The 26,074-nt window shown below is 39.2% G+C and carries 24 protein-coding genes; 12 read left to right on the forward strand and 12 right to left on the reverse strand.

Features of this window, described 5'->3' with window-relative positions:
• The first annotated feature begins 203 nt into the window (after nucleotides 1-203).
• The 8 genes from ACTHOQ_RS04780 (at nucleotide 204) to ACTHOQ_RS04815 (ending at nucleotide 8,838) form a co-directional block, all read left to right on the forward strand.
• Nucleotides 204-1,745 carry a Ppx/GppA phosphatase family protein gene (locus ACTHOQ_RS04780; RefSeq protein WP_440494535.1) on the forward strand — a complete coding sequence of 514 codons (1,542 nt, stop codon included), beginning with the start codon at nucleotides 204-206 and terminating at the stop codon, nucleotides 1,743-1,745.
• A gap of 1 nt (nucleotide 1,746) precedes the next feature.
• Nucleotides 1,747-3,918, forward strand: a complete 2,172-nt coding sequence (locus ACTHOQ_RS04785) for an RNA degradosome polyphosphate kinase (RefSeq protein ID WP_440494536.1) — start codon at nucleotides 1,747-1,749, stop codon at nucleotides 3,916-3,918.
• A 246-nt stretch (nucleotides 3,919-4,164) separates the two neighbouring features.
• Nucleotides 4,165-4,932, forward strand: a complete 768-nt coding sequence (gene fadH, locus ACTHOQ_RS04790; RefSeq protein ID WP_440494537.1) for a 2,4-dienoyl-CoA reductase — start codon at nucleotides 4,165-4,167, stop codon at nucleotides 4,930-4,932.
• A gap of 95 nt (nucleotides 4,933-5,027) precedes the next feature.
• Entirely contained in the window at nucleotides 5,028-5,267 is a 240-nt protein-coding gene (locus tag ACTHOQ_RS04795; protein ID WP_440494538.1) for a short-chain dehydrogenase, read from the forward strand.
• Nucleotides 5,268-5,482: 215 nt separating this feature from the next.
• On the forward strand, nucleotides 5,483-5,926 hold the full coding sequence (gene cbpB, locus ACTHOQ_RS04800) for a cyclic-di-AMP-binding protein CbpB (RefSeq protein ID WP_440494539.1): 444 nt from the start codon (nucleotides 5,483-5,485) through the stop codon (nucleotides 5,924-5,926).
• Between the two features lie 74 nt (nucleotides 5,927-6,000).
• A complete protein-coding gene (gene ccpC / locus ACTHOQ_RS04805) occupies nucleotides 6,001-6,900 on the forward strand; it encodes a transcriptional regulator CcpC (protein ID WP_440494540.1) in 900 nt (299 codons plus the stop codon).
• Nucleotides 6,901-6,991: 91 nt separating this feature from the next.
• Nucleotides 6,992-7,705 (forward strand): 2,3,4,5-tetrahydropyridine-2,6-dicarboxylate N-acetyltransferase, encoded by a 714-nt coding sequence (gene dapD / locus ACTHOQ_RS04810; RefSeq protein WP_440494541.1) that lies wholly within the window; start codon nucleotides 6,992-6,994, stop codon nucleotides 7,703-7,705.
• 14 nt (nucleotides 7,706-7,719) lie between these two features.
• Nucleotides 7,720-8,838 (forward strand): N-acetyldiaminopimelate deacetylase, encoded by a 1,119-nt coding sequence (locus tag ACTHOQ_RS04815; protein WP_440494542.1) that lies wholly within the window; start codon nucleotides 7,720-7,722, stop codon nucleotides 8,836-8,838.
• 321 nt (nucleotides 8,839-9,159) lie between these two features.
• Here the strand turns inward: ACTHOQ_RS04815 and ACTHOQ_RS04820 are convergent, their stop codons facing one another.
• Complete coding sequence (locus ACTHOQ_RS04820) at nucleotides 9,160-10,347, reverse strand: MFS transporter (protein ID WP_440494543.1); 1,188 nt, start codon at nucleotides 10,345-10,347, stop codon at nucleotides 9,160-9,162.
• Between the two features lie 182 nt (nucleotides 10,348-10,529).
• On the opposite strand from ACTHOQ_RS04820, the gene ACTHOQ_RS04825 reads away from it, so the two are divergent.
• On the forward strand, nucleotides 10,530-10,991 hold the full coding sequence (locus ACTHOQ_RS04825) for an 8-oxo-dGTP diphosphatase (RefSeq protein WP_440494544.1): 462 nt from the start codon (nucleotides 10,530-10,532) through the stop codon (nucleotides 10,989-10,991).
• 233 nt (nucleotides 10,992-11,224) lie between these two features.
• On the opposite strand, the gene ACTHOQ_RS04830 is transcribed toward ACTHOQ_RS04825, so the two are convergent.
• From ACTHOQ_RS04830 to ACTHOQ_RS04860, 7 genes are read right to left on the reverse strand one after another with little or no spacing between them, the layout of a single operon-like run.
• The gene (locus tag ACTHOQ_RS04830) at nucleotides 11,225-12,838 is read right to left on the reverse strand and encodes a class I adenylate-forming enzyme family protein (protein WP_440494545.1); all 1,614 of its coding nucleotides are present in this window, start codon (nucleotides 12,836-12,838) and stop codon (nucleotides 11,225-11,227) included.
• A gap of 9 nt (nucleotides 12,839-12,847) precedes the next feature.
• Nucleotides 12,848-13,627: an enoyl-CoA hydratase/isomerase family protein gene (locus ACTHOQ_RS04835; RefSeq protein WP_440494546.1), complete on the reverse strand. Its 780-nt coding sequence runs from the start codon at nucleotides 13,625-13,627 to the stop codon at nucleotides 12,848-12,850.
• The gene (locus tag ACTHOQ_RS04840; RefSeq protein WP_440494547.1) at nucleotides 13,624-14,028 is read right to left on the reverse strand and encodes an acyl-CoA thioesterase; all 405 of its coding nucleotides are present in this window, start codon (nucleotides 14,026-14,028) and stop codon (nucleotides 13,624-13,626) included. The genes ACTHOQ_RS04835 and ACTHOQ_RS04840 overlap by 4 nt, the downstream gene beginning before the upstream one ends.
• Nucleotides 14,029-14,074: 46 nt before the next feature.
• Nucleotides 14,075-14,920: a 3-hydroxyacyl-CoA dehydrogenase family protein gene (locus ACTHOQ_RS04845; protein WP_440494548.1), complete on the reverse strand. Its 846-nt coding sequence runs from the start codon at nucleotides 14,918-14,920 to the stop codon at nucleotides 14,075-14,077.
• Nucleotides 14,910-16,100 (reverse strand): thiolase family protein, encoded by a 1,191-nt coding sequence (locus ACTHOQ_RS04850; protein ID WP_440494549.1) that lies wholly within the window; start codon nucleotides 16,098-16,100, stop codon nucleotides 14,910-14,912. The genes ACTHOQ_RS04845 and ACTHOQ_RS04850 overlap by 11 nt, the downstream gene beginning before the upstream one ends.
• Before the next feature lie 53 nt (nucleotides 16,101-16,153).
• Nucleotides 16,154-17,449 carry a GntP family permease gene (locus tag ACTHOQ_RS04855; protein WP_440494550.1) on the reverse strand — a complete coding sequence of 432 codons (1,296 nt, stop codon included), beginning with the start codon at nucleotides 17,447-17,449 and terminating at the stop codon, nucleotides 16,154-16,156.
• Nucleotides 17,450-17,466: 17 nt separating this feature from the next.
• Entirely contained in the window at nucleotides 17,467-18,240 is a 774-nt protein-coding gene (locus ACTHOQ_RS04860; protein ID WP_440494551.1) for an enoyl-CoA hydratase/isomerase family protein, read from the reverse strand.
• A 214-nt stretch (nucleotides 18,241-18,454) separates the two neighbouring features.
• On the opposite strand from ACTHOQ_RS04860, the gene ACTHOQ_RS04865 reads away from it, so the two are divergent.
• The 3 genes from ACTHOQ_RS04865 (at nucleotide 18,455) to ACTHOQ_RS04875 (ending at nucleotide 22,126) form a co-directional block, all read left to right on the forward strand.
• Nucleotides 18,455-19,450, forward strand: a complete 996-nt coding sequence (locus tag ACTHOQ_RS04865; protein WP_440494552.1) for a LacI family DNA-binding transcriptional regulator — start codon at nucleotides 18,455-18,457, stop codon at nucleotides 19,448-19,450.
• 81 nt (nucleotides 19,451-19,531) lie between these two features.
• The gene (locus ACTHOQ_RS04870; RefSeq protein WP_440494553.1) at nucleotides 19,532-20,953 is read left to right on the forward strand and encodes an aldehyde dehydrogenase family protein; all 1,422 of its coding nucleotides are present in this window, start codon (nucleotides 19,532-19,534) and stop codon (nucleotides 20,951-20,953) included.
• Nucleotides 20,954-22,126 (forward strand): iron-containing alcohol dehydrogenase, encoded by a 1,173-nt coding sequence (locus tag ACTHOQ_RS04875; RefSeq protein ID WP_440494554.1) that lies wholly within the window; start codon nucleotides 20,954-20,956, stop codon nucleotides 22,124-22,126.
• A gap of 177 nt (nucleotides 22,127-22,303) precedes the next feature.
• Here the strand turns inward: ACTHOQ_RS04875 and ACTHOQ_RS04880 are convergent, their stop codons facing one another.
• The 4 genes from ACTHOQ_RS04880 to ACTHOQ_RS04895 are packed head-to-tail and all read right to left on the reverse strand — an operon-like array spanning nucleotide 22,304 to nucleotide 26,073.
• Nucleotides 22,304-23,380 carry an ABC transporter substrate-binding protein gene (locus tag ACTHOQ_RS04880; RefSeq protein WP_440494555.1) on the reverse strand — a complete coding sequence of 359 codons (1,077 nt, stop codon included), beginning with the start codon at nucleotides 23,378-23,380 and terminating at the stop codon, nucleotides 22,304-22,306.
• Nucleotides 23,377-24,177, reverse strand: a complete 801-nt coding sequence (locus ACTHOQ_RS04885) for an ABC transporter permease (RefSeq protein ID WP_440494556.1) — start codon at nucleotides 24,175-24,177, stop codon at nucleotides 23,377-23,379. The genes ACTHOQ_RS04880 and ACTHOQ_RS04885 overlap by 4 nt, the downstream gene beginning before the upstream one ends.
• Nucleotides 24,177-24,980 (reverse strand): ABC transporter permease, encoded by an 804-nt coding sequence (locus ACTHOQ_RS04890; RefSeq protein WP_440494557.1) that lies wholly within the window; start codon nucleotides 24,978-24,980, stop codon nucleotides 24,177-24,179. Before ACTHOQ_RS04890 ends, ACTHOQ_RS04885 begins: the two co-directional genes overlap by 1 nt.
• Nucleotides 24,973-26,073, reverse strand: coding sequence for an ABC transporter ATP-binding protein (locus ACTHOQ_RS04895; protein ID WP_440494558.1), 1,101 nt, complete (start codon nucleotides 26,071-26,073; stop codon nucleotides 24,973-24,975). Before ACTHOQ_RS04895 ends, ACTHOQ_RS04890 begins: the two co-directional genes overlap by 8 nt.
• Nucleotide 26,074 lies beyond the last annotated feature (1 nt).

Raw genomic sequence — 26,074 nt, forward strand, 5'->3', positions numbered from 1 at the left:
AATTCCCTCAATGAATTGAACCATCTTTATAAAATGTATAAAATAGTGATAAAGCCGGATACTTGAAAAAGTAGTTCCGGCTCTTTTTGTAAGTGCAATGGAAATTATTAGTAATCAAAAGAACCGAATGGCGCAGATTCCCATATATCTTCAAATGGAAGCGATAGCTAAGGCATATATTCAGAAAGAAGTGAAACAAATCGATGAAAAAAATTAAAACGGCAATTATCGATATCGGTTCGAACACGATTCGGCTTGTATTATACTCCTATAATAAAAATGAAGGGTTACGAGAATTCGGAAATATTAAAACGGTTGCCCGTCTGCGCACTTATATTATGCCGAACGGGGAAATGTCGGAAGAAGGAATTCAGCTATTGGCAGAGACATTGAAGTCATTTCGCCTAATACTGGCGGATTATCAAGTGACAGATGTGAAAGCCGCTGCCACTGCCGCGATACGTCAGGCTATTAACAATGAAGCGATTATTGCACGCATGCAGAACGAAACCGGCATTATGATTGATATTTTAACAGAGGAAGAAGAGGCATATTACGGGTTTGTTGCAGTGGCACAATCAATGGATACGTCCTCTGCAGTAACGATTGATATCGGTGGCGGTTCGACGGAAATTACATTGTTCAAAAATAAAAAACTTCAAAAAACAGTTAGTTTTCCATTTGGGACCGTTTCTTTAAAGCAAAAATTTGTAGATGGCTCCATTATTAATGAACGAGAGCGCGAAAAACTGCGGAATTTTTTACAGGAGCAGTTTGCTTCGTTGAACTGGATTGTGGACGCAGGATTGCCGATTATTGCGATTGGGGGAAGCGCCCGCAATATTGCCCAAGTTCACCAGCAAAAAATAGGCTATCCGCTATCAGGCGTTCATCAATATGAAATGAAGCAGGAAGATTTAAAGAAATTATGCGATTATTTGACGGAATTTTCTTTCGATGAATTAAAGCAGCTTGACGGTCTTTCCTCTGACCGCGCGGATATCATCGTAATAGCCCTTGAGGTGTTTATTGCACTAATGTCTGTCGTCCATGCGAACATCTTTCAAATTAGCAAGAAGGGATTGCGGGAAGGACTCATTATTAGTCGTGTTTTGCAAGGAAATCCAAAAGCATATGATAAATATAATGTTTTTCAAGAAAGTGGCCGGCAACTCGCATTCGCTTACGGACGCTCTGAAGAAGAAGTGAAAACATTAGAGTCACTGACGGAGCAATTTTATCGGGAGTGCAGTTATTTGCATTTATTTGAATATAATGAAGCGGACTTGCAGCTGTTAAAAAAAGCGGCAAAAGTATATGCAATCGGAGAATATATTGAACTGGATTCCTCTAGCCAGCATACATTTTACTTGATTTCAAACCAGTCAATACCAGGCTTGTCGCACGTAAATCGTGTAAAGCTGGCATTGCTCGCATCTTATAAAAACCGCGATTATTTTATGCGTTTTGCCCAGCCATTCGATGGCTGGATTTCAAAGGAAGAATTAAAAAAGCTGCGCGATTTTGGCGCAATGCTGAAGTTTGTATATGCACTGAATATGACGAAGCGCAATGTCGTAAAAAGTATTTCCATAGAAAAAATAAGCGATTTCCTGCAAATACAAGTGATGACATCAGAACGGGCCATAGCGGAACTGGCACAGGCAGAAAGACAGAAAAAGCATATAGAACGTGTTTTTAAATGTGAGATTAAACTTATATTCAAAGAAGAAGGGTGGAACTAATATGACGATGAATATGGAAGCAGATCCTATGTTTGATAGAAACTTTGAAGAAAACAATGAAGAGCTGAAAACCCAGATCCAGATGTTTGAGGAAATTGCAAAGCCTCAATATTACAATAATCGTGAACTGAGCTGGCTTGCATTCAATGAACGTGTTTTGGAGGAAGCGGAAGATGTAAATAATCCGTTGTTGGAACGCCTGAAGTTTTTAGCGATTTTCAGTTCAAACTTGGATGAATTTTTCATGGTTCGTGTCGCGGGTCTGCAAGATCAAATTCGTGCGGGCTTCCACAAACCTGAAAATAAATCTGGTTTAACACCGAAGGAGCAGCTCGCAAAAATTGCCGAGCGTACACAAGCGCTAGTAAGACGCCAAACAGAAGTATATCGCCATTTGGTGCATGAATTATTGCCGAAAGAAAAAGTCCATATCCGCGATTTGAAATTTCTGAATGGGGAACAAAAAAACTTCGTAAATGAATTATTCGAAGAAACGATTTTCCCAGTGCTGACACCGGTTGCAGTCGACGCATACCGGCCGTTTCCTACGCTGTTGGGGCGTACGCTCAACTTGCTTGTCATGCTTGAAAATAGCGGCTCAGACACGGAAAATATGGATAAAGTCGCCATTGTCCAAGTACCGTCTGTTTTAGAGCGTTTCATTAAAGTGCCGACGAAAGGTGAAGAAACGGTTTTCGTATTGTTGGAAGATGTAATTTCAAGCAATATCGACCGCTTATTTTTTGGCTATAAAGTAAAATCGACACAAGCATTCCGCTTAACACGAAATGCGGATTTGACGATTCATGAAGAAGGTGCACAAGATCTTCTGGTGGAAATCGAAAAAGAGTTAAAAAAGCGGAAATGGGGCGTTGGTTCCCGGTTGGAAGTTCGGGACGGCGAGATGAATGATGATGTTTTGGAATATTTATTGGATGAATTCGAAATAGAGGAATCCGATGTATTTAAAATTGATGGCCCTCTCGATTTAACGGCAATGTTCGCTTTTGTAAAAGCAATTTCTGCAGGTAGGGAGCATTTGGAATATGAAAGCTTTATCCCGCAGCCGCCGCAAGATTTACAATCGGATGAAAATATTTACGAAAAAGCATTAATGCAAGATATATTTTTCCATCACCCGTTCGAATCTTTTGTGCCGATTGTCGACTTTATTTCAGAGGCGGCGAAAGATCCGAGCGTGTTGGCGATTAAACAAACATTGTACCGAGTAAGCGGGAATTCGCCTATCATACAAGCTTTAAAGCAAGCGGCGGAAAATGGAAAGCAAGTAACTGTGCTTGTGGAGCTTAAGGCACGCTTTGATGAAGAAAACAATGTGCATTGGGCGAAACAGCTGGAGCAGGCGGGATGTCTCGTAATTTATGGCATGAATAATTTGAAAACCCATTCGAAGATTACGCTAGTCGTGCGTCGCCGCCAAGGGAGGATTGAGCGCTTCGTTCATTTAGGAACAGGCAACTATAATGATGCGACTGCAAAAATCTATACGGATATGGGGATTATTACATCGAATAAAGAATTTGGAATTGATGCCACAAACTTTTTCAATTATTTAAGCGGTTATACGGAAAAGCCTAAATTCCATCATATTGTCGTCGCGCCTTTTGATATTCGCGATGAGTTCCTGAATTTGATCGATAAGGAAATTGCATTACATAAACAGCATGGAAATGGTTTTATTCGTGCAAAGATGAATTCGTTGACAGATAAGGATTTAATGATGAAGCTTTATGAAGCATCGATTGCAGGCGTGAAAATCGAGCTTATTATCCGCGGCATTTGCTGTATCCGCCCAGGCATTCCGGGAATATCCGAGAATATTACCGTTTTGAGCATTGTTGGACGCTTCCTGGAGCATTCCCGTATTTTCTGGTTCCATCATAATGGGGAAAATAATTTATACTTGTCGTCAGCAGATATGATGACACGCAACATGATCAAGCGTGTTGAAATTTTATTCCCGATTTACTCGGCGGAAATCAAAAGCCGTATTCAGCGTATTATGCTAACACAAATTGAGGATAATCAAAAAGCGCGCATTCAGGATTCAAATGGCAAATACCATTATAAAGAAGATCATAACAGTGATGTACGCATTAATAGTCAGGAAATCTTTTTAATTGAATCGCTTGGCACGATTGTAGAGGAATAATTGGATGAAGCTGCTATGGATGAAAACATTCATAGCAGTTTTTGCGTTTTTAAAGGGCATAGCAAACTTAGCAGGATGAAAGCTTGGTACACTTTTTCTCTTAAAGATATGCGAACTTCGTTTATGGAATTAGAAAAATACTGTTTAAATCAGAAAATTTCATATTTTAGTATGTATTTCCTCGCTACTGTAGTAGAATACAATTATGAATGGTTGTTCATTTTATATGCAAAGGGGATGTATGGAATGCTGCAAAACAAGACGATTATTATTACAGGCGGCTCTAGCGGAATGGGGCTTGGCATGGCGAAGCAGTTCGTGAAAGAAGGGGCGAATGTCGTTATTACAGGGCGTGATGCAGAGCGTCTGGCAAAAGCAAAGGACGAAGTTTCGGCTTTTGGCTCAACAGTTGAAACATTTCAAATGGATGTGCGTGAACCGGAACATGCACAGGCAATGGTAGCGTTCGCAGCTGAAAAATTCGGACAAGTGGATGGGTTAGTGAACAATGCAGCCGGAAACTTTTTAGTGCATGCAGAAAAATTATCGCCTAATGGATGGAAAGCGGTTATTGATATTGTATTGAACGGCACTTTTTATTGCTCATCGGCGGTAGGGCGCTATTGGATTGAAAAGGGCATTAAAGGGGCAATGCTGAATATGGTTGCAACATATGCATGGGGCGCGGGTGCGGGCGTTATCCATTCTGCTGCTGCAAAAGCGGGTGTATTATCATTAACCCGCTCGCTTGCAGTTGAATGGGGCGGGCAATACGGCATTCGTGTAAACGCTATTGCACCAGGTCCAATTGAGCGTACAGGGGGCGCGGATAAATTATGGGAATCGGAAGCACAGGCGAAGCGCACAATTAATTCAGTGCCTTTGAAACGTCTCGGCACACCGGAGGAAATTGCGGATTTAGCAGCATTCATGCTATCCGATAAAGCAAGTTATTTAAATGGGGAATGTATTACATTAGATGGTGGGCAATGGCTTAATCAGCATCCATTCTAATTCAGATGCAATTATGCTGAACTATAAGAAATGCTGACGAATAGGTTGCCTTAAATTGCCGCATACTATCGCTAATCGCGAAAAAGGAGGCGGTAGTGATCGGAATGTGGCTATATCCAACAATTTTTGTTGTCATCATTCTTTGTTTTATGGGCTACTATTTGACGGTGCGCGTCGGGCATAATATAGAAGCCAGTGGACGGGAACGGGATCCGGAAGTTCCGGAAGAGATTCAGGAGCACCCTTTTCTGCTCAATCCGATTATTTTATCATACGTTGTTTTCGGAGCTTTTACCGGTATAATTATTTTTTATTATTGGGCAAGAGGCTACTAATTTCATTGCATAATGAGACGGAAATTCTCGTCTTATTATGCTTTTTCTTTTTTCGGAATAGGCGCCTTTCATAGTCATAAAAATGGTTCGTATGGTATTATAGAGATAAGAAAAGTTGTTCTGCCAAACGGTGGAGCAAGTGAGTAACGGCAGTCATTTTCAGCTTTTTTCGTATGGTGCTGCCCGTTATTAGCGGGATAAAGGAGTAGAATGTCATGATTTCAACGAACAACAGAGCTTTACTAGATATGCCTATAAAAGATTTTATTATTTCATCTGAGAAGGTAGCCCATGTTCAAAGTGGCAATAGCGCTGAACATGCATTGTTGGTTTTAACGAAAACAGGGTATTCTTCAATTCCGGTATTAGACGTTAAGTATCGGTTAAAAGGTTTATTGAGCACAAAAATGATTACAGAGTCTATTTTAGGCTTAGAGCGAATTGAATATGATAAATTGGCAGATATCCGTGTTGACGAGGTAATGAATCAAGATGTTGCGTATTTAAAGATTTCGGATACGTTTCAGCGTGCACTTGATTTAGTCATTAACCATGCTTTCTTATGTGTTGTCGATGATGAAGGCACCTTTGTTGGTATTATGACCCGAAGAATTATTTTAAAACAATTAAAAAAGTATATTTACCAGCACAATGCTTAAATGTAAAGTCGGCAAAGTCCAAAAAGGGATTTTGCCGACTTTTTAATCGGTTTAGTAGAAAGGGAGAAATATAAATGACAGCGACAGAAGCTGAAATTATTAAAGTATTGGCAGAAGAGAAAAATATGCGGAAAGCAGCAGAGCGGCTATTTTTAACACAGCCTGCATTATCGCAGCGTTTGCAATCAATCGAAAAAGAATGGGGTGCCCAATTATTTATCCGTTCCCAAAAAGGGTTGACGGCCACACCTGCCGGGGAGCTCGTCATCCAATATTCGAATGAAATGATCATAAAGCGCGAAGAAATCTTTGAAGCGATACAAGCTTTGAATTCAAAAGTCCATGGTACATTAAAAATCGCCTGTGCATCAATTGTGGGCCAAAATTGGCTGCCGAAAGTGCTAAAAGACTTTGTGACGAAATACCCGGATACGAAAATTTCATTAATGACGGGATGGAGCTCGGAAATTGTCAAAGCTCTTTATGATGGAGAAGCGCATATTGGCATTGTCCGAGGTCAAGCAGATTGGAAAGGGAAGAAAATCCACTTGTTCCGGGATACAATGTATTTAGTCGATAAAGAAATTCAGGATATGGAAGATATTATTACATCAGATCGCCCCTTCATCCAATTTAAAAGCGATTCGAACTATTATCAGGAAATTCAGCAATGGTGGCAGCGTCATTTCAACTACAACCCAAAGCATCAAATTATTGTGGATCAAATCGAAACATGCAAGCAAATGGCAGTGAACGGAATAGGCTATGCGATTTTACCTTCGATCACATTGAACGGAGAGGAGAATGTCCATAAAATCCCGCTGACAAACAGTGAAAGTGATGATGGATTAACGCGTGACACATGGCTTATCGGCTATGAATCTACATTTGAATTGCGGCAAGTCGAGGCTTTTGTGAATGTCGTGCAAGATCATGCGCGCTGTCTTTACGATTATTCGAAAGGGATTAACTAAAAAACAACTATGCCGAACTGCAATTGATTTTCGACGGAAATTTAGTACAATTTAGAATGTAAAGAAAATTGACATATGACGAGGTGTATAAATGGAAAAATTAAATGCACAGCAAATTATTAACTTTATTTCAGAAGCGAAAAAAGTAACACCAGTAAAAGTATATGTGAAAGGTATAGGGGTTGCGGATTTATCATATGGTTCGCAAAGCAAAGTTTTTGGTGAAGGAAATAGCGCAATTGTATTCGGTGAATGGTCAGAAATAGAGGATGCATTAAAGGAGCATGCTAAACATATTGAAGATTATGTAGTTGAAAACGATCGACGCCATTCAGGTGTGCCGCTTTTGGATACAAAACTGGTGAACGCACGAATTGAACCAGGCGCCATTATTCGCGATCAAGTAAAAATCGGGGATCATGCGGTCATTATGATGGGGGCGATTATTAATATTGGCGCTGAAATTGGGGCTAAAACGATGATTGATATGGGCGTTGTAGTAGGTGGTCGCGCAACAGTGGGTGAAAACTGCCATATTGGTGCAGGGACAGTGCTTGCGGGTGTCGTGGAGCCGCCAAGCGCGTTACCGGTTGTTGTCGAGGATGATGTCGTCATTGGGGCAAATGCAGTCATATTGGAAGGTGTACGTATCGGAAAAGGGGCGGTTGTAGCTGCGGGTGCCATCGTTATTAAAGATGTGGAGGCATATACAGTTGTAGCAGGAGTTCCGGCCCGCCAAATTAAAAAAATAGATGAAAAAACAAAATCGAAAACAGAAATAATCGATTCGTTGCGCAATTTATAAAAAGGTGTGGTGTTATGAACCATCTTATTGAAGTAAGACGGGATTTACATAAAATTCCGGAAGTAGGCTTTAATGAATTTAAAACACAAAGTTATTTGCTGCAGTTTATTTCAAGCTTGGAGCAAGAATATATACAAGTGACAACTTGGAAGACTGGTATTGTCGTATTCATAAAAGGAAAGGATCCGACGAAGCTCATCGGTTGGCGAACGGATATTGATGCTCTCCCTGTACACGAAGAGACGGGATTGTCGTTTGCATCAGAGCATGAAGGGTATATGCATGCATGTGGTCATGATTGTCATATGGCGGTTGCTCTCGGTATTGTCGAGGCATTTTCGAAACAGCCGCCTGCACAAAATGTTGTAATATATTTTCAGCCTGCAGAGGAAGGGCCTGGTGGAGCAAAGCCGATGCTGGACTGGTTAAAAGCCGAACATCCAAAGCTTGTCGCAGATGAGATCTACGCACTACATATTGCACCGGAATATGCTGTAGGAACGATTGCGACAAAGCCAGGGCTATTATTCGCGAATACGTCGGAGCTATTTATAAATTTAAAAGGGGTTGGCGGACATGCAGCCTTTCCGCATAAAACGCGTGATATGACGATTGCAGCAGCGAATTTATTGCTGCAGCTCCAAACGATCATTAGTCGGAATATTGACCCGATGGATAGTGCAGTTATTACGATCGGAAAAATGGCAGCAGGCACGGTGCAAAATGTAATTGCAGAAAATGCGCGCCTGGAAGGAACGATCCGGACGTTAAATGCATATGCAATGGCAGAGGTGAAACGGCGCATTGAGGCGATTTGTTCAGGAATCGAAGCAGCATTCGAATGTAGTGTGACGATTGATTACGGCTCGATGTATTATGAGGTGGACAATGATAAAGACTGTGCGGATGCACTTTTACAATTTGCTGAACAATTTGAAGATGCGATAGCATATGAATGCCCTGCTGCCATGACCGGCGAAGATTTTGGCTATTTTATAAAAGATATTCCTGGTGCGATGTTTTGGACAGGGGCAAATTCTTTATTCGGACTTCATCATGCAAAACTGGCGCCGGACGAGTCGTTAATTCCGTTTAATATGCGCTTTGTAGAGCAGTTTATAAGGCAATGCTAAATTTAACAGTCTAAAGCTTTCTAGTAAAATTATTTATTTTCCAGGAAGCCTTTTTCATAATATAGAATAATCGGTTTGCTGGGAACTTTAGCAGAAGAATCCCGTACAGTATAACAAATAGAGGTTGCTAATAAAAACTTCTGTCGTGCCGGCACTGTTCTACTTAGCAAGCAGAAGCGGCTAACATAAATTTCTCTGCATTGATCGCTTATTAAAAATTTCAGGATATGTGCACAATATAATAAACGCCCCTAAATTTACAGCATTGCAGAGGCAAATTTGGGGCGTTTTCACATGCTTTTTCATTGGGAAAGCGGGTTGTCACGACGATGCTTTCATTAAATGCGGCGCTTTTTTTGTTGTCCATAAATAAGCGAGCAAGAAGCAGCCGACTAAGACGACAGTACCTAAAATATAGGGGGAATCCGAGTTCCAGTCGAACAATACACCCGCAAGTGCCGGTCCGAACATATTTCCTAAGCTCATATAGGCATTGTTCATGCCGGCAGCAAAACCTTGTTCTTCGCCTGCAAGCTTTGAGATGAGCGTATTAACTGCTGGCCGAATAAAGGTTGTTGCGATTGAGAATAATGTAGCAACAACTAGAATTATGAAGTAGCCGCTAATATAAATGAAGAGCAGCATTGTCGCCGCCGCCAATAGTAAATTGACTAAAATCACTTTCATTTCCCCGAAACGCTTGAATAATTTATTGACGACATACATTTGCAGTACAACACCAGCAAAGCCGCCAACTGTTAATATAATCGCAATTTCTGTTGGTGTGTAACCGAATTTATAGTCTAAATACAATGTTAAGGTTGCTTGGAAATTGGCGATTCCGAAGCTAAATGTAAAGACGACAATCAAGAAAATAAAATACGATGTCTTCACAGATCTCGCTAATTGTTTTATTAATTTTTCGCGTGGTGCCGTTATCGCCTGACTGTTTTTAATATTTGGTAAATAGATTGCCGATAGCATTGCTGCAATCAATGCAACAACCCCTGCCAAATAAAAAGGAAACGTTAAATTAACATTCGACAGAAAACCGCCGATTCCCGGACCGATCATAAAGCCTAATGACATGGCAGCACCAATCATGCCCATTCCCTTACCACGTTCTTCATACGTAGTAATATCGGCCACAAAAGCCATAATAGGAGGCATAATAAATGCCGCCCCCGCCCCGCTTAAGAAACGGGCTAAAAACAATACCCATACTTCCGAAGCGAGCCCGAATAAAATTTGAGCCAAGCCGTAAACGATGAGCCCGCAAATAATAAATAACTTTCGCCCATGCCGGTCCGATAAATCGCCTGCAATCGGAGAAAGCAAAAACTGGGCGAGCGCAAAGCCCGCAATTAAAAAGCCAAGTACTTGTCCACCGACACCGAATACTTGCAAATAAGCAGGCATCACCGGAACGATGATTCCGATTCCTCCCATAGTAATAAACATATTGAACATTAATAAATATAGTGCTAATTTATTCGATTGTTGCTTCATATAAAAAGCCAGCCTTCCCATTTAAATATTTCGGTTGTAGAAATATATATTTCCAATAGCATACCATATTGTAGCGACTTTCACGATAATTTACATCCGTCCTTTGAAGGAAATAAAACATTGAAAAGTCGAATAAAAATTGCCAAAATGAGTTTATGACAAGTGAAAAGAAGGGTAGCGACATGAACTATAAGTTTTGGACTGTAGTAATGATACAAAAAGAGGATAAAGTTTTATTGCTCAATCGTCAGCACGATCATTTTAAGGGCTATATTCCTCCTGGGGGAAAGGTCGATTTTCCAGAAGGGTTTGCTGAAGGCGCGATACGAGAAGTGAAAGAGGAGACTGGGTTAGATGTGCAATCTTTAATATTCAAAGGAATTTCACATTATACGAATGAAGTAAAAAAAGACCATTTCATTATTTATAATTATTGGACAGATGATTTTTCCGGGGAACTGCTCGTACATTGTGATGAAGGTACATTAGAATGGGTGAAAATCAGTGAAGCAAAAAACTACCCGATGCAGGAAGATATTGAAGTGCGCTTCGATTACTTTTTTGAGCCGGGAACATTTGAAATACATATGATTTGGGATGAGGAAAATGATTGCCTCGATCGGCGGATTGTACATAAGCTATAATTGCAGCTCTGCTTTTTAAACTTCAGTTGCCGCTTGCCGTAAGCTGATAAGTCTATAAGTTAAATAGACTTCAAATTCATTAAAACGCCCTCCATCCTAATCTAGCGCTTTAATTGCAAAAAACTTGCGCTAGTCGTTAAGTGGAGGGTTTTAAGTGATTTCTATATTTCTCGTCTTGAATTATTTAGCAATAATAGATGACTCGCCAAGAACTACCTTTGATTCATTACGATCTATTTGGCTTTTTCGGTATCCTTGCGCAGCAAACGGCGCAATAACTTACCGGAGTTTGTTTTTGGAACAGCGTCAATAAACTCTACTTCACGAGGATACTTATATGCTGACATTCTCTCTTTTGCCCATGCAATCATTTCTTGTTCTGTAGCTTCCACACCATCCTTTAACACAATAAACGCTTTTACGGATTCACCGCGTACTGCATCCGGGATACCAATGACAGCGACTTCGTCAATTTTTTCATGTTTCGCCAACATTTTTTCAACTTCCTCTGGATAGACGCTATAACCAGAGCATTTAATCATTTCTTTAGCGCGTCCTAAAAAATATAAAAATCCATCATCATCAATCATGCCCATATCTCCTGTTAGGAAAAAACCATCATAAAACGACTTTTTTGTTTCTTCGTCTTTTCCTTTATACCCTTTAAATACACTTGGACCCTTTACTAAAATCATTCCCTGTACATTTGCGGATAGTTCTTCGGCATAGTTGTCCGTATTTACGATTTTAATTTCCGTGCCTTCAGGCGGTTTTCCATTTGCGCCATATTTAATGTTATCGGGCGGTGTCATTGTATTTCCTGTATGGGTTTCGCTCATTCCATAGGCAAATTCCATTAACGGGATTCCCGTGAAGCTTTCCCACTTATCGGAAATTTCCTTCGTTAACTGAATGCCGAAGCTTGTAACAATATTGATCACTAAAGAAGAGAAATCTGTATCCTTTATTTTTTCTTCGTTCATCATCTGAATATTCATTGGGGTTGTTGTATATAAAATCGATGCCTTATATTTTTCGAGTGCTTGTAAATATCCTACTGGTTCGAAGCGAGTAAGCAAAATAACAGTGGAGCCAGTAATGAACGGACTCATCATGCCTACTAGCTTACCGGCGATATGGAAAATTGGCATAATACTAATAATATTATCTTCTTTTCGGTAGTTGAAATTTTTTGCTACCGCAGTTGCCTGGTATTCAGAGTTTTTAAAAGTTAACATCGCTCCTTTTGGGGCACCTGTTGTTCCGGAAGTATAAACAATGAGACCAACATCTTCAAATAAATCAACTTCAGCTCGTTGAACCGCTTGATGAAAAGCATTATTATTCATAATGTCGTACCATAAAATTGCATTTTCAAATGAACTTGCATCAATTTTTTCCGGAAAGTTCGGATAAGGTACGGATGGTAAGTAATCTGCATAGTTAATTAAAATTTTATGTTCAATTGTAGTTTCACTATCTATTTTAAGAAATATAGGATATAAATCTGGAGAAGTAACAATTACTTTTGCCTGTAAATCATTTAATTGATAGTGTAACTCCCATTCTTTAAACATTGGGTTACAAGGTCCTACAGTTGCACCGATTCTTTGTGCCCCATAAAAAGCAATAATATACTGAGGCGAATTTTGTAAATAGAGGGCTATTGTATCGCCCTTTTGAATATGAATACTTTGCAGATAATTTGCAAATTTATTAATCTCGTCATTTAGTTTGCTATAAGAAATTTCTTGACCATAAAAGTTGATGGCTGTTTTAGTTGGGGTGGAAGTTGCGTATTCCGCGATATATTGATCAATCGGTATATTTTTTAATTGGTCGAGCATAGTAATTCCTCACTTTCCGGTAAATTTAGGCTCTCTTTTTTCTATGAATGCTTGGATACCCTCTTTATGATCTTCCGAATGATAGGAGACGAATGTCGATAAAGTTTGTAATTTAAAGGCTTGTTCATAGTCCAGTCCGGCTGAAGCGTGCATTGCTTTTTTCATTAGACCAATGGATTTGGTTGCACTTGACGCTAATTTGGTTGCCAGTTTTTGTACATTCTCTTCAAGTGATTCGATTGTTGCAATATCATACAGCAGCCCTAAATGCTGTGCTGTAGAAGCATCGAACATTTCACCTAAGTATAAGTATTTTGCTGCTTGATGATAGCCGATACGTTGTTGTAAAAGGTAAGTACCCGAAGCTAACCCGCGTAATACAAAAGGAAGCCCGAATTTTGCCTCTTCACTTGAAATGATAAAGTCTGCCGCTAGCGCTATTTCAAATCCAGCACCTAATGCATATTTATGAACAGCTACTATAATAGGTTTTTCAAGTTCTTTCATAGCTAGAACAATTTGAGGATAACCTTCGTAATATTCTTTCACTTTATCGCTTGGATTAGGATGTATTGCTGTCCCCATATCGACGAGATCATCTCCGGCACAGTAGGCACGCCCATTGCCTTTCATGATAACTACACGAATAGCATCATCATTTCCAGCATCTTTTAATGATGCGATAATTATTGCGATCATATCATTATTCAAAGCATTGAGTGCTTCAGGTCGATTTAATATTATTTCTGCAATACCATTATTTTTTGAATAAATAACTTGTCCATTCATTGTTCTACCCCCTCAAAAATATGATTTTCCAGTATGGCTTTAATGGAAAAGGGAATAGGTTCACTTTTTTGTTCGGCTGTATTGAAATTGACATAGATTGTAGAAGCGGTAATACATCTAGTATCGCCTTGCCAAATTTCCTCATATAGTTCCAAACTCGCATTTCCAATTCGTTTAATCCAGCATTTAATCAATACATTTTTTCCAAAATAAATTTGAGATTCATATTCAACACAACTTTTAACAATGACCATTCGCCAATTCTCGAAATCATCTTCCGGATTAAAAATTTTAAATAAGTCGTTTCGCCCTGCCTCTAACCAAACAGGTATCGTTGTATTATTAATATGACCGACGCCATCTGTTTCTGAAACGCGCGGAACTATAGTTGTTTCAAACATTGTTTTCACGTCCTTACATTAAATGTTTGTTTGAATCGTTGCCTGCCTATGAATAATTATAAAAACCTTCGCCGCTTTTTCTGCCGAGTTTGCCGCTTTCAACAAGCTTTTTCAAAAGAGGACAAGGGCGATATTTTGAGTCGGCAAAATCCTTATACAATGTTTCCAATGCGGATAAAGTTGTATCCAAACCACACTCGTCCGCAAGCTTTAACGGTCCGATTGGATGATTTGCTCCGAGCCTCATAGCATTATCCACATCTTCAACCGGTGTACCTTCCATAACTAAAAAAGCGGCTTCATTCATCATAGGCAACAAAATTCTATTAACAATAAATCCAGGGTAGTCTTGTGCGACAACAGTTTGTTTATTAATTTTTACGCCAAATTGTTTAACAGCTTCCAATGTTTCAGATGCCGTCGAAAGAGATGTTACAATTTCCAGAAGGGCCATCAGCGGTACTGGGCTAAAGAAATGCATACCAATCACGTTTTCTGGTCGATTTGTAGCTGAGCTAATTTCAGCAATCGATAGGGAAGAGGTATTACTCGCCAATATTGCTTTTGGTTGAATGATTGCATCAAGCTTTCTGAACATTTCTTTTTTCAATTCCATGTTTTCAGGAATGGCTTCAATTACTAAATCTGCTTCAGCCCCGTCTTGGAGATTTGTAGAGAATTGGATGTTTTGATGGATACGACGTTCATCATCTTCCGAATATTTATCACGTTTCCGCATAGAAGAGATACTTTTTTCAATGATTTTTTTCCCACGTTCAATATCGCTTTCTGCACGATCGACTAAAACAACAGGGATTCCTGCAAGTGCAATAACTTGCGAAATTCCACTTCCCATTAATCCAGCGCCTACAACCAATACTTTATTTATCAAGCTTGTTTCCTCCTAATGCGGCATTTTTAATAATGACTGAAACACCTTGACCTCCACCTACACATAAAGAGGCGAGACCATAGTTTTTGTTTGTTCGAATTAATTCATGAAGCAAGGTTACGATGATCCTTGCTCCTGAATTACCGACAGGGTGACCTAACGCAATAGCACCCCCATTGACATTTACTTTATTTATATCAATTTTCAAATCTTCCAATACTGCCAATGTTTGAGCAGCAAATGCTTCGTTTAATTCGAATAAATCGATATCATTCAGCGTTAGATTTGCCCTGCTCAAAGCTAGATTTGTTGCAGCGACTGGCCCGATTCCCATAAACTTTGGTTCTACCCCTACAGATGCATGGGCGATAATCTCTGCTAGTGGCTGTAAATGATTTTCCGCACAAAATTTCTCGGAGCAAATCATGACGAGCGATGCTCCATCATTTAAACCTGATGCATTACCGGCAGTAACAGAGCCATTATTTATAAATGCAGGCTTTAAACTTGAAAGCGCATCAAACGTCGTCTCCCGTATAAATTCGTCTTTTTCGAAATAATTGTTTTGGATTGGCAATGGAACGATTTCTTCATTAAATTTGCCAGACCGTTGTGCAGATAGGGCGCGCTGCTGGCTCATTAAGGCATATTCATCTTGCTCAGCACGCGAAATAGAATACTTTTTTGCTAAATTTTCTGCCGTCATTCCCATATGGTAGTTTTCGTAGGAGCAAATTAATCCATCATATAAAATACTATCCTCTATCGTAAAACTGCCAAGCTTTTTTCCTGATCGCCCTTCCAATAATAAATGGGGGACTCTTGACATGTTTTCTGTACCACCCGCTAAAATGCAGTCAGCTTCACCTAATTTAATTTGCTGATAGGCCAATGTAATGGAGCGGAGTCCAGAAGCACATTGCTTATTTATCGTCATTGCCGGAATTGTGAAAGGGAGCCCCGAATTTAATGCAACTTGTCTTGCAGGGTTTGCTTTATTTCCTGCTTGATACACATTCCCAATAATTACTTCATCGATTTTTTCGGGATCAATAGCAGTTTTATCTAGAATATCTTTTACTAGGGGGATGGCTAATTCAATGGCAGGAATATTTTTTAATGTTCCTCCAAATTTTCCGATGGCAGTCCGATTTGCTGATACAATAAAAACTTTTGACATATAATCACCTCAAATTGTATAGGCAGAATAAAATTACTCTGCCTATGAAATTTTTATCCGAAAATAGTAAACAAAATAATCGCAAAAGTAGTTGCTATTTGGGTTAAAATAACGGCCATGCAAGCAACTGGCAAGTAGGCGGTTTTGAATGATTCCTTTGAAATATTCCGAATTGTCGTTACAACATATCCGTTATGCGGCAATGATGCGAGACCATCTGAAGACATTACCGATACACGGTGTAATGCACCAGGATCGATACCCATATTTAAATACGTAGGGGATAAAATTGGTAATGCAATCCCTAGACCGCCAGAAGCAGAACCTGTTAAACCAGCGATCAGATTAATACAAATAGCCATACTGATTAATGGAGGACCTGGAATTTGCAACACTGTTTCGACAATTTGAGTGAAGCCTGTCGTCAATGCTGCAACTTTACCAAACGCTATTACAGCAGACGTATTACAAGCTGCAATAATTGCTTCATTTGTGCCTTTGCTCATAACATCCCAAAATTTAGAAAGATAATTAAACATAATTATTAACGCAACGAGAATGGCTGTTAGTAGGGCAAAAATTGTTGCAGTATTCGCGATGAAAAATTGTGAATACGTAATCATCCCGATGATGACAACTAATACAGGGAGAAAGGCCTGAATAATGCTAGGCAACTTTTTGTCATTTTGTTCGATATCTTTGTCCGATTCATAAGGGATGAATTCTTCCCCGCGTTTTTTAGCGCGATTGACCATCCAATAAAGCCAAAATGAACCGATTCCGAATGTAAATAGTCCAACAACTAATCCAACACCTAACCCAGAATATGGGGTTGTACCGAAAAATTCAGTAGGCATAATATTTTGGATTTCTGGTGAGCCCGGTAAATACATTGTAAAAGTAACAGAACCAAATACTAATGCCGCTGGAATGAAACGTCGAGGCAAGTTGGCTGTTCTGAATAATGATACAGCAATCGGATAAACCGCAAAACCTACTACGAATAATGAAACTCCACCATATGTCATAATGGCACAAGCTAAAACTACAGCCATTACGGCACCTTTAGGACCGATAATTTTCATAATCCAACGCGCAATCGATTCGGCTGCCCCAGTGTCGGCCATAATTTTACCGAAAATCGCCCCGAGCAGGAATATTAAAAAGTATGAAGCAAAATAGCCTGTAAAACCTTGCATATAAGTATCAGTCATTGCATCCACAATATTCAAGCCTGAAACCAATGCAACAAATACACTAGCTAAAATGGCGCTAACGATAATATTTATGCCCTGGACAGTCATAAATATTAAAAGTGCTAAACCAATTAATAATAATACGACACTCATTCATTTCCCACCTTTAATCAGTTGAATTTTGGTTTTCTTTTTTCGATGAAAGCTTTAATGCCTTCTGCAGCATCTTGGTGGTTAAAGCTATTCATAAATAGTTTTTTCTCGATTAATAATGCAGATTCAAAGTTCGTATCAGCCCCTTGTATAACGGATTGCTTAATATTTTTTAAAGCATTCGACGATTTTCCCGAAATTTCCTTAGCAATTTTTAAAACTTGATCAAAACCTTCCCCAGTATTGAAAATATCATTGACAAGTCCTATATTCAGCGCTTTTTCAGCTGTAATAGGTGTTCCCAAATACATCAATTCGAGCGCTTTTGCTTTACCAAGAAGTTTTGTTAAGCGTTGAGTACCGCCTGCGCCCGGAAAAATACCTAGATTAATTTCCGGTACACCCAATCTTGAATGACTCTCTGCATAACGTATATCGAATGCAAGTGCGACTTCAAGACCTCCACCTAATGCAAGTCCATTTATAAAGGCAATTGTAGGCTTTGGGAAATTCTCAATGAAGTTGATTAATTTATGATTTTTTTCTACACTTTCCTGTAGTGCCGGTGATTCGATCCAATTTGGGAATTCTTTAATATCCGCACCTGCAATGAAAAATTTCTCTCCTCGTCCACGAAGTACGACAACGTGAACAGAAGAATTTTCAGAGAGCGATTGAAAGCATTGATACAGCTCATCGGCTAGTTTATTGCTTAATGCGTTTGCTGGGGGATTGTCAATTTCGATTACTGTTATATGGTCAAATGACTGAACATTTAAAAGCTCATACAAAATAAATACCTCCCTTATTTTTTTGAATACGTATACATTTTCAGTTAGCGTTTACAACCTCAATATAAATTTGCCTGAACTTTCTGTCAATAGTAAAATTGAAAAAAGCTTAAAAAAACTTTTTTTAGCTGCTTTGGGTGTTAGTTTACAAATCTTTACTTTATGCCTAATCTACGGTATAAAGTAGTTATTAGAAAGAAATAGAGGTGGCGTGATGGTAACTTCAAAAGATGTCGCAAAATATGCAGGTGTTTCACAAGCTACAGTATCTAGAGTATTGAATACACCTGAAGTTGTAAAAAAGGAAACAGTAAATAAAGTCATGAATGCAATTAATGATTTAAATTACATTCCTAATGCCAATGCGAGATCGCTTGTTCAAAATAAAATAGGAACAATTATTTTACTGTCAGGACCATTAAGTAATCCTTTTTTCGTTGATACTACGAGTGTTATAGTAAATTATGCTAGTAAAATGGACTACCGTGTACAAGTCCAGTTCGTTAATGACAATAATTTGGAAAAAGCCTATTCAAATGCTTTAGAGCAAAAGAATGACGGAATCATCTTATCTTGCATTCTTGAAGACGATCCTATTTTTGAGAAATTAAAAGGATTGGGAATTCCTTTTATTACATATAACCGGAAACATAAATTAAACGAAAATTTTGTCGAGATTGATAATTTTCATGCTGGGGAACTTAGTTTTAAGTATATGAGAGAATTAGGTCATGAAAATATTGCATGGATTGGCGGGCAATTAAATGTAACGACATTCAAAAATCGGTATGAAGGCTTTATTCATGCCATGAAAGAAGGAAATATGCCGATAGATCCGAGCTATATTGTTCATAATGCTGTTTCTAAAAGTGATTTGGAAGATGCTATATATAACTTACTTCATCTTCGTGTACCACCAACTGCAATTTGTGCTGCAACAGATTCCATTGCATTGGATTTAATTGATATTGCGAAAAAAGCGAATATTTCCATTCCGGAAGAACTAAGTATTATGGGAATTGATAATGTTGAAATTAGTCAGCACGGGATGATTGAACTCACAACAGTAGGCAGCAAATATAAGAAAAACCTAGGTTATATTGCTATACAAGAGCTAATTTCGATGATTGACGGAAAAAATAATAGTTGCATTTGTATTACGGAGCCTGTTAAACTCTTCGTAAGGAAAACAACACAGAGATTGAAATAATCCCTGTGTTTTTCTATATCACTTTATGAATACGTATACATTCTTGGCGTTTACAAACTATTTAACAAGGATGATGGATGTATGAAAAAAGCATTGTACATGAACGGAAAGTGGACGGATGCATCAGAATATGCTGCTTTACATTCGCCTTACCAAGAGGAGTTTTTGGCGAATATTCCTGTCGCTACAAGTGAACAAGTTGAAGAAGCGATTCAGTTTGCCATTAATGCAGAGCAGAGTATGAGAGATCTTACTTCTTTAGAAAAATCAAAAATACTATTACAAATTTGCGCACAATTTGAGGATAGAAAAGAAGAGGCTGCAAAGATTATTGCAACGGAAACAGCAAAGCCGATGAAATTTGCTTTAGGTGAGATTGAGCGGACAATTGAAACATACCGTTTCGCGGCAGAGGAAGCTAAGAGATTAACTGGTGAGCTCATACCTATGGATGCGGCAAAGAACGGGTTCAATAAATTAGCCTATACTTTATACGAGCCGATTGGGACAGTTGCAGCTATTACACCTTTTAATTTTCCTCAAAACTTAGTAGCGCACAAAGTTGGACCCGCAATTGCTGCCGGAAATCCGGTTATTTTAAAGCCTGCATCGCAAACACCATTATCAGCATTATTTTTAGCTGAATTAATTCATAATACAGATTTGCCAAAAGGAGCATTTCAAGTCATTACAGGGGGCGGTTCACAAATTGGCGACCACCTCGTCCTCCATAATGCAGTGAAAATGATTACTTTTACAGGCAGCCCAGGCGTTGGGAAGTCCATAAAAAATAAAGCTGGGTTAAAACGTGTATCGCTTGAGCTTGGGTCAAATGCCGGATGTATTATCGATAATGGCGTCGATATTTCAGCAATTGCTAAAAAATGCGTTGTTGGTGCATTTTCTAATCAAGGGCAAGTATGTATTTCGCTGCAAAGAATATATATTATGGAAGACAGTTATAAAGCGTTTATTGACGAGCTTATTAAAGAAGTGAAGTCATTGAAAATTGGTAATCCCCTATTATTGGATACAGATATATCAGCGATGATAAATAAGAAAGAAACTGTAAGGGCAAAAGCTTGGATTGATGAGGCGGTTAATCTCGGTGCTACGATTGAATATGGCGGAGAAATTATAAATGATATGCTTCAGCCTACAGTTTTGGCAAATGTGCCTAGCCATGCAAAAATTTCATGTCAGGAGGCATTTGCCCCAGTCGTGTTAATCAATAAAATTTCCTCTGTTGAAGAGGGCATCTCAGAAATAAATCATTCTATATATGGACTTCAAGCAGGAATTTTTACAAATAATATTACAACAGCCTTCCATGCTTCAAAATGCTTGCATGTAGGCGGCGTAATTATTAATGATATTCCTACATTCCGGGTGGATCAAATGCCATATGGCGGTGTGAAAGACAGCGGAACAGGACGAGAGGGAATCAAATATGCACTTGAAGAAATGACGGAAATGAAACTTGTTGTTTGGAATGAGGGATAAATGATGGCAGAGAAAATTAGCTTTGTGAGCAAAAATCATGTTGGGTGGGGTGCCATTCAACATTTAAATGAAGAAGCTGCAGCTCTTGGGGCAAAAAAGATACTAGTAGTAACAGACCCTTTTTTAGTTGATCTCGGAATGGTGGATAAAATACTAAATAAGCTTGATTCAAAATTTGAAATTAATCTATATACGAAAGTCTCTCCTGAGCCATCTTTGGAAATGGGAGAAGAATTGGTCGCATACACACGAGAAAATAAATCGGAGCTTGTCATCGGAATTGGAGGCGGGAGTGCATTAGACTTAGCTAAAATAGCCGCCGTTCTCGCTACACATGATGGAAAGGTTAAAGATTATTTAAATATATCGGGCACTAGGCAATTAGAAAACAAAGGTTTACCGAAAATATTAATTCCAACTACTTCTGGCACGGGCTCCGAAATAACGAATATTAGCGTATTGGCATTAGAAAGTACAAAGGATGTTGTAACACATGATTTTTTATTGGCGGATGTTGCAATTGTTGACCCTGAGCTAACTCTTTCATTGCCGCCGAAAATTACCGCTTCTACAGGGATCGATGCTTTAACACACGCGATAGAAGCTTATGTGTCAATTAATGCGAGCCCTACCACGGATGCCCTTGCCATAAAAGCGATTCAGCTTATCGGAAAATCGATTCGCAAAGCAGTAAAAGAGGGGAATGATGTCCAGGCTCGAACGGACTTAAGTTATGGAAGTTACTTAGCGGGTTTAGCATTTTATAATGCGGGCGTGGCTGGTGTCCATGCTCTCGCATACCCATTAGGTGGAAAATTCCATATCGCACATGGTGAATCAAATGCCGTCCTGTTGCCATATGTAATGGAATATATTCGGAGTAGCTGCAAAAAACGGATGACGGATATTTACGGTGCATTAGGATATAATCCATTGCAATTATCTGAAGAGGAAGCTTCGATTAAATGTGTGGAACAATTAAGAAACTTAGTGAAAGATGTAGGAATTCCTCTTACGTTAAAGGAATTCAATATAGAAGAAACCGATTTACAAGATTTAACGAAAGATGCAATTAACCAAAAGCGGCTTCTTGGAAGGTCACCGATGCCATTATTGGCAGAGGATATTTATTCGATTTACAAGGCAGCGTATGACGGAACAGCTGCACAGTAAAAATTCCGACAAGATGCTCTTTTCCGTTTATAGGATTAAAAAGAGACCCTTTCCACAAATATTATAACGACTAGGCAACTTGCTCCCGCAATAAAAACCTCCAAAACAAAATGGCGCCGCCTATACGATAAATCCATCGTATAAGTAGCGCCATTCCCATGTCCTAACCGCTCACTGCTATTTCAAGCTCATCTTGAATTCCAGGAAATACTCGTTATACTTGCCTAACCATTCAAGGCCAAGATTTTCGTATACTTCCAATGTTTCACGCTGGTCATGTGGCGGGTAGAAGCGCTCATCATTAATTACTTCTTCGTCCATTAAGTCCCATGCGGCTTCATTCGGTATTGAATAACCAACATAATCTGCATTTTGAGCAGCATTTTCAGGGTCCAGCATGAAGTTGATGAATTTATGTGCACCTTCAATATTTTTGGAGGTTTTTGGAATGACCATATTATCGAACCATAAGTTTGAACCTTCAAGTGGCACGGCAAATTCCAATTCTTCATTTTCCCACATCATATCCGCGGCCTGGCCAGAGAAAGTTAAGGCGACAGATGCTTCGTTGTTAATCATGAGCGGCGTTATTTCATCGCCGATAATCGCTTTAATATTTGGTGAAAGTTTGATTAAATTATCAGTCGCTTCCCGCAATAATTTTTCGTCTTTCACATTAAGTGAATGACCGATAGAGTTGAGCCCCATACCGATTACTTCCCGAGAGCCATCGACTAAAAATACTTTGCGTTTTAATGAAGGATCCCATAGATCATCCCAAGATTCAAATGTTAGATGGTCTTCGATCAAGTTAGGATTATACACAATCCCTACTGTGCCCCAAAAATAAGGAATTGAATATTCGTTGCCAGGATCAAATGGCAAATCCAGAAAATCTTCATTAATATTTTGCAAGTTCGGTACTAAGCTGTGATCGATTGGGATAAGCAAGTTATCTTCCTTCATCGATTCAATCGTATATTCAGAAGGGACCGCAATATCATATGCCGAGCCGCCTTGCTGTACCTTTGTCAACATCGCTTCATTGGAATCAAATGTTTCATATATTACTTTAATGCCTGTTTCCGCTTCGAATTTTTTGATTAGATCTGGATCGATATATTCGCCCCAATTATAAACGGTTAATACGTCTTTGCTTCCCGCTGAGCCGACAGATTGCATGCGGTCAACTCCAACAAACAATAGGGCGCATACAATGACGATTGCAACTGTCGCTTGAACTAAATCTCTCATCGTTGTCCCTCCATTGCTGCTGATTTTGAACGTTTGTTAATGAAATAATAGCCGATAACGATCAATACAGTAATGGCAAATACTAAGCCGGAAATCGCATTGATTGTCAAAGAAATTCCTGCACGCGCCATCGAATAGATTTCTACCGATAATGTACTGAACCCATTGCCTGTAACGAAGAAAGTTACCGCGAAGTCATCAAGTGAATATGTTAATGCCATAAAAAATCCTGCAAAAATACCTGGCGAAATATACGGCAATATAACACGTGTCAATACATCGCGTTTTGTCGCGCCTAAATCGCGGGCCGCGTCAATGAGCGAAGTATTCATTTCAAGCAATTTTGGTAAAACCATCAACACGACAATCGGCACACTAAACGCTACATGCGATACTAATACAGAAGCGAAGCCCAGTTTAACGCCAATCATCGTAAATAAAATTAAAAAACTCGCCCCGATTACAACGTCCGGTGAAACGATCAGAACATTATTTAATGAAAGCAGTGTATTGCGCACTTTTTTGTCTTTCAATGAAATGATGCCGATTGCGCCTAATGTCCCGATGATTGTTGCAATCAGACCTGACAGCAAAGCAACGAGAACCGTATTGAGCAAGATGACGATTAATCGAGAGTCATCGAATACAGCTTTGTAATGCTCCAATGTGAACGACTCGAAATTGTTCATATTCCCGCCGCTATTAAACGAGTAGAAAACTAAATATAGAATTGGTGCATAAAGGATCGCGAATACGAAAAGTAAATATACTCTCGACATGGCTGACAACTTTTTCATTAGACACGTCCTCCTTTAGATTTTTGTTTCGTGAACAGCATTGTCAGTACCATGAATAAAATCAGGAACACCGCAATTGTCGAACCCATACCCCAGTTTTGTGAAACGAGGAATTGTTGTTCAATCGCAGTACCTAATGTAATCACCTGGTTGCCGGCGATTAAGCGTGTAATCATGAATAAAGAAAGTGCTGGAATAAATGTCACTTGTATTCCTGATTTTACACCGTCAATCGTCAATGGGAAAATGACGCGTCGGAATGTTGTCCAAGCATTTGCCCCTAAATCGCGGGCAGCGTAAATCAATGATGGATTCATCTTGTCCAATGAATTGAAAATCGGAATAATCATAAACGGAATGAAAATATAGACCGATACGAATACGAAACTGAAGTCCGTAAACAAAATTTGCTGTGGATTAAAGCCAAATACTTCAATCATTGCATTAATTGGACCGTATAACCCGAAAATCCCGATAAACGCATATGTCTTCAATAATAGGTTAATCCATGATGGAATAATGATAAGCATGAGCCAAAGCTGTTTGTGCTTTGTTTTTGTCAATAAGTAAGCAGTAGGGTAAGCAAATAATAACGTGAACAATGTAATTAAAAAGGCATACCAAAAACTGCTTAACGTCATTTTTAAGTAAACAGGCGTGAAAAACTTCGCATAGTTGGCTAAAGTGAAGTTGCCGTTCAAATCAAGAACAGAATAATAAACGATTAACGCAATTGGCGCGATGACAAATAATATTATCCAAAATACGTAAGGAATTAGCGGTCCCTTTGCTGTTTTATTCATCGTCTTCATCCCCGTATGCTTCTAAACGTTTGTCAAAGTCTTCTTCAGTTTCATTTAATCGCATTACATGAATCGCTTCCGGATCAAAATCCAATCCGATTTCTTCGCCAACTTCCGCTTTTTTCAGTGAATGGACTAACCATTCATTTCCGTCTTTGTCATATGTCGATAATTCGTAGTGCACACCGCGGAACAGCTGTGTATCAACCGTTACAACCAATTTGCCGTTTTCCGGTGTTGTCATTTCCAAATCTTCCGGGCGAATGACAACATCGATTTTTTCATTAGGCTTCATGCCAGCATCCACACATTCAAACACTTTGCCGGCAAATCTAACTTTGTAGTCTTCGATCATAATGCCGTCAACGATATTTGATTCACCGATAAAGTCTGCTACGAAACGGTTGATTGGCTCGTCATAAATATCTACTGGTGTGCCGGATTGCTTAATCTCGCCATGGGATAGAACGAAAATTTCATCGCTCATCGCTAGTGCCTCTTCCTGATCATGTGTAACGAATACAAATGTTTTGCCGAGGCGTTGCTGCAACTCCCGTAGTTCATATTGCATTTCCGTACGTAGTTTCAAATCGAGCGCTGATAATGGCTCATCCAATAAAATGACTTCAGGATCATTGATGATGGCACGGGCGATCGCAACACGCTGACGTTGACCGCCTGACATTTCCGAAATTTCGCGGTTGCCATAGCCGGCTAAATTGACGAATTTTAATGCTTCTTGCACACGCTCTTTCACTTCAGCCTCTTTCACTTTTTTTATGCGCAAACCAAACGCCACATTTTCAAATACATTTAAGTGAGGAAAGAGGGCATAATCCTGAAATACAGTATTCACTTGGCGGTCGTTTGCCGGCACATCATTTATACGATTGCCATTGAAAAAAACATTGCCAGTCGAAGCATCCGTAAAACCAGCGATAATACGCAGAATCGTCGTTTTGCCGCATCCAGATGGTCCAAGCAGTGTGTAAAACTTGCCGCGCTCCAATTCAAAATTAATATTTTTTAAAATAACTGTTCCATCTTCATATGATTTTGAAACATTCTCAAAGCGAATAATCGTGTTATCCATT

Origin of the sequence: Solibacillus silvestris (genome assembly GCF_051967575.1) — a bacterium.
Taxonomy (GTDB): domain Bacteria; phylum Bacillota; class Bacilli; order Bacillales_A; family Planococcaceae; genus Solibacillus; species Solibacillus silvestris_B.

Bases quoted from the DNA above. Each gene is read 5' to 3' on its own strand.
- ACTHOQ_RS04895 (WP_440494558.1), bottom strand. From the start codon at position 26,073: ATGGATAACACGATTATTCGCTTTGAGAATGTTTCAAAATCATATGAA.
- ACTHOQ_RS04890 (WP_440494557.1), bottom strand. From the start codon at position 24,980: ATGAATAAAACAGCAAAGGGACCGCTAATTCCTTACGTATTTTGGATA.
- ACTHOQ_RS04825 (WP_440494544.1), top strand. From the start codon at position 10,530: ATGAACTATAAGTTTTGGACTGTAGTAATGATACAAAAAGAGGATAAA.
- cbpB (WP_440494539.1), top strand. From the start codon at position 5,483: ATGATTTCAACGAACAACAGAGCTTTACTAGATATGCCTATAAAAGAT.
- ACTHOQ_RS04820 (WP_440494543.1), bottom strand. From the start codon at position 10,347: ATGAAGCAACAATCGAATAAATTAGCACTATATTTATTAATGTTCAAT.
- ACTHOQ_RS04885 (WP_440494556.1), bottom strand. From the start codon at position 24,177: ATGAAAAAGTTGTCAGCCATGTCGAGAGTATATTTACTTTTCGTATTC.
- ACTHOQ_RS04835 (WP_440494546.1), bottom strand. From the start codon at position 13,627: ATGAATGGACAAGTTATTTATTCAAAAAATAATGGTATTGCAGAAATA.
- ccpC (WP_440494540.1), top strand. From the start codon at position 6,001: ATGACAGCGACAGAAGCTGAAATTATTAAAGTATTGGCAGAAGAGAAA.
- ACTHOQ_RS04830 (WP_440494545.1), bottom strand. From the start codon at position 12,838: ATGCTCGACCAATTAAAAAATATACCGATTGATCAATATATCGCGGAA.
- dapD (WP_440494541.1), top strand. From the start codon at position 6,992: ATGGAAAAATTAAATGCACAGCAAATTATTAACTTTATTTCAGAAGCG.
- ACTHOQ_RS04855 (WP_440494550.1), bottom strand. From the start codon at position 17,449: ATGAGTGTCGTATTATTATTAATTGGTTTAGCACTTTTAATATTTATG.
- ACTHOQ_RS04815 (WP_440494542.1), top strand. From the start codon at position 7,720: ATGAACCATCTTATTGAAGTAAGACGGGATTTACATAAAATTCCGGAA.
- ACTHOQ_RS04870 (WP_440494553.1), top strand. From the start codon at position 19,532: ATGAAAAAAGCATTGTACATGAACGGAAAGTGGACGGATGCATCAGAA.
- fadH (WP_440494537.1), top strand. From the start codon at position 4,165: ATGCTGCAAAACAAGACGATTATTATTACAGGCGGCTCTAGCGGAATG.
- ACTHOQ_RS04840 (WP_440494547.1), bottom strand. From the start codon at position 14,028: ATGTTTGAAACAACTATAGTTCCGCGCGTTTCAGAAACAGATGGCGTC.
- ACTHOQ_RS04785 (WP_440494536.1), top strand. From the start codon at position 1,747: ATGACGATGAATATGGAAGCAGATCCTATGTTTGATAGAAACTTTGAA.
- ACTHOQ_RS04880 (WP_440494555.1), bottom strand. From the start codon at position 23,380: ATGAGAGATTTAGTTCAAGCGACAGTTGCAATCGTCATTGTATGCGCC.
- ACTHOQ_RS04865 (WP_440494552.1), top strand. From the start codon at position 18,455: ATGGTAACTTCAAAAGATGTCGCAAAATATGCAGGTGTTTCACAAGCT.
- ACTHOQ_RS04850 (WP_440494549.1), bottom strand. From the start codon at position 16,100: ATGTCAAAAGTTTTTATTGTATCAGCAAATCGGACTGCCATCGGAAAA.
- ACTHOQ_RS04875 (WP_440494554.1), top strand. From the start codon at position 20,954: ATGATGGCAGAGAAAATTAGCTTTGTGAGCAAAAATCATGTTGGGTGG.
- ACTHOQ_RS04780 (WP_440494535.1), top strand. From the start codon at position 204: ATGAAAAAAATTAAAACGGCAATTATCGATATCGGTTCGAACACGATT.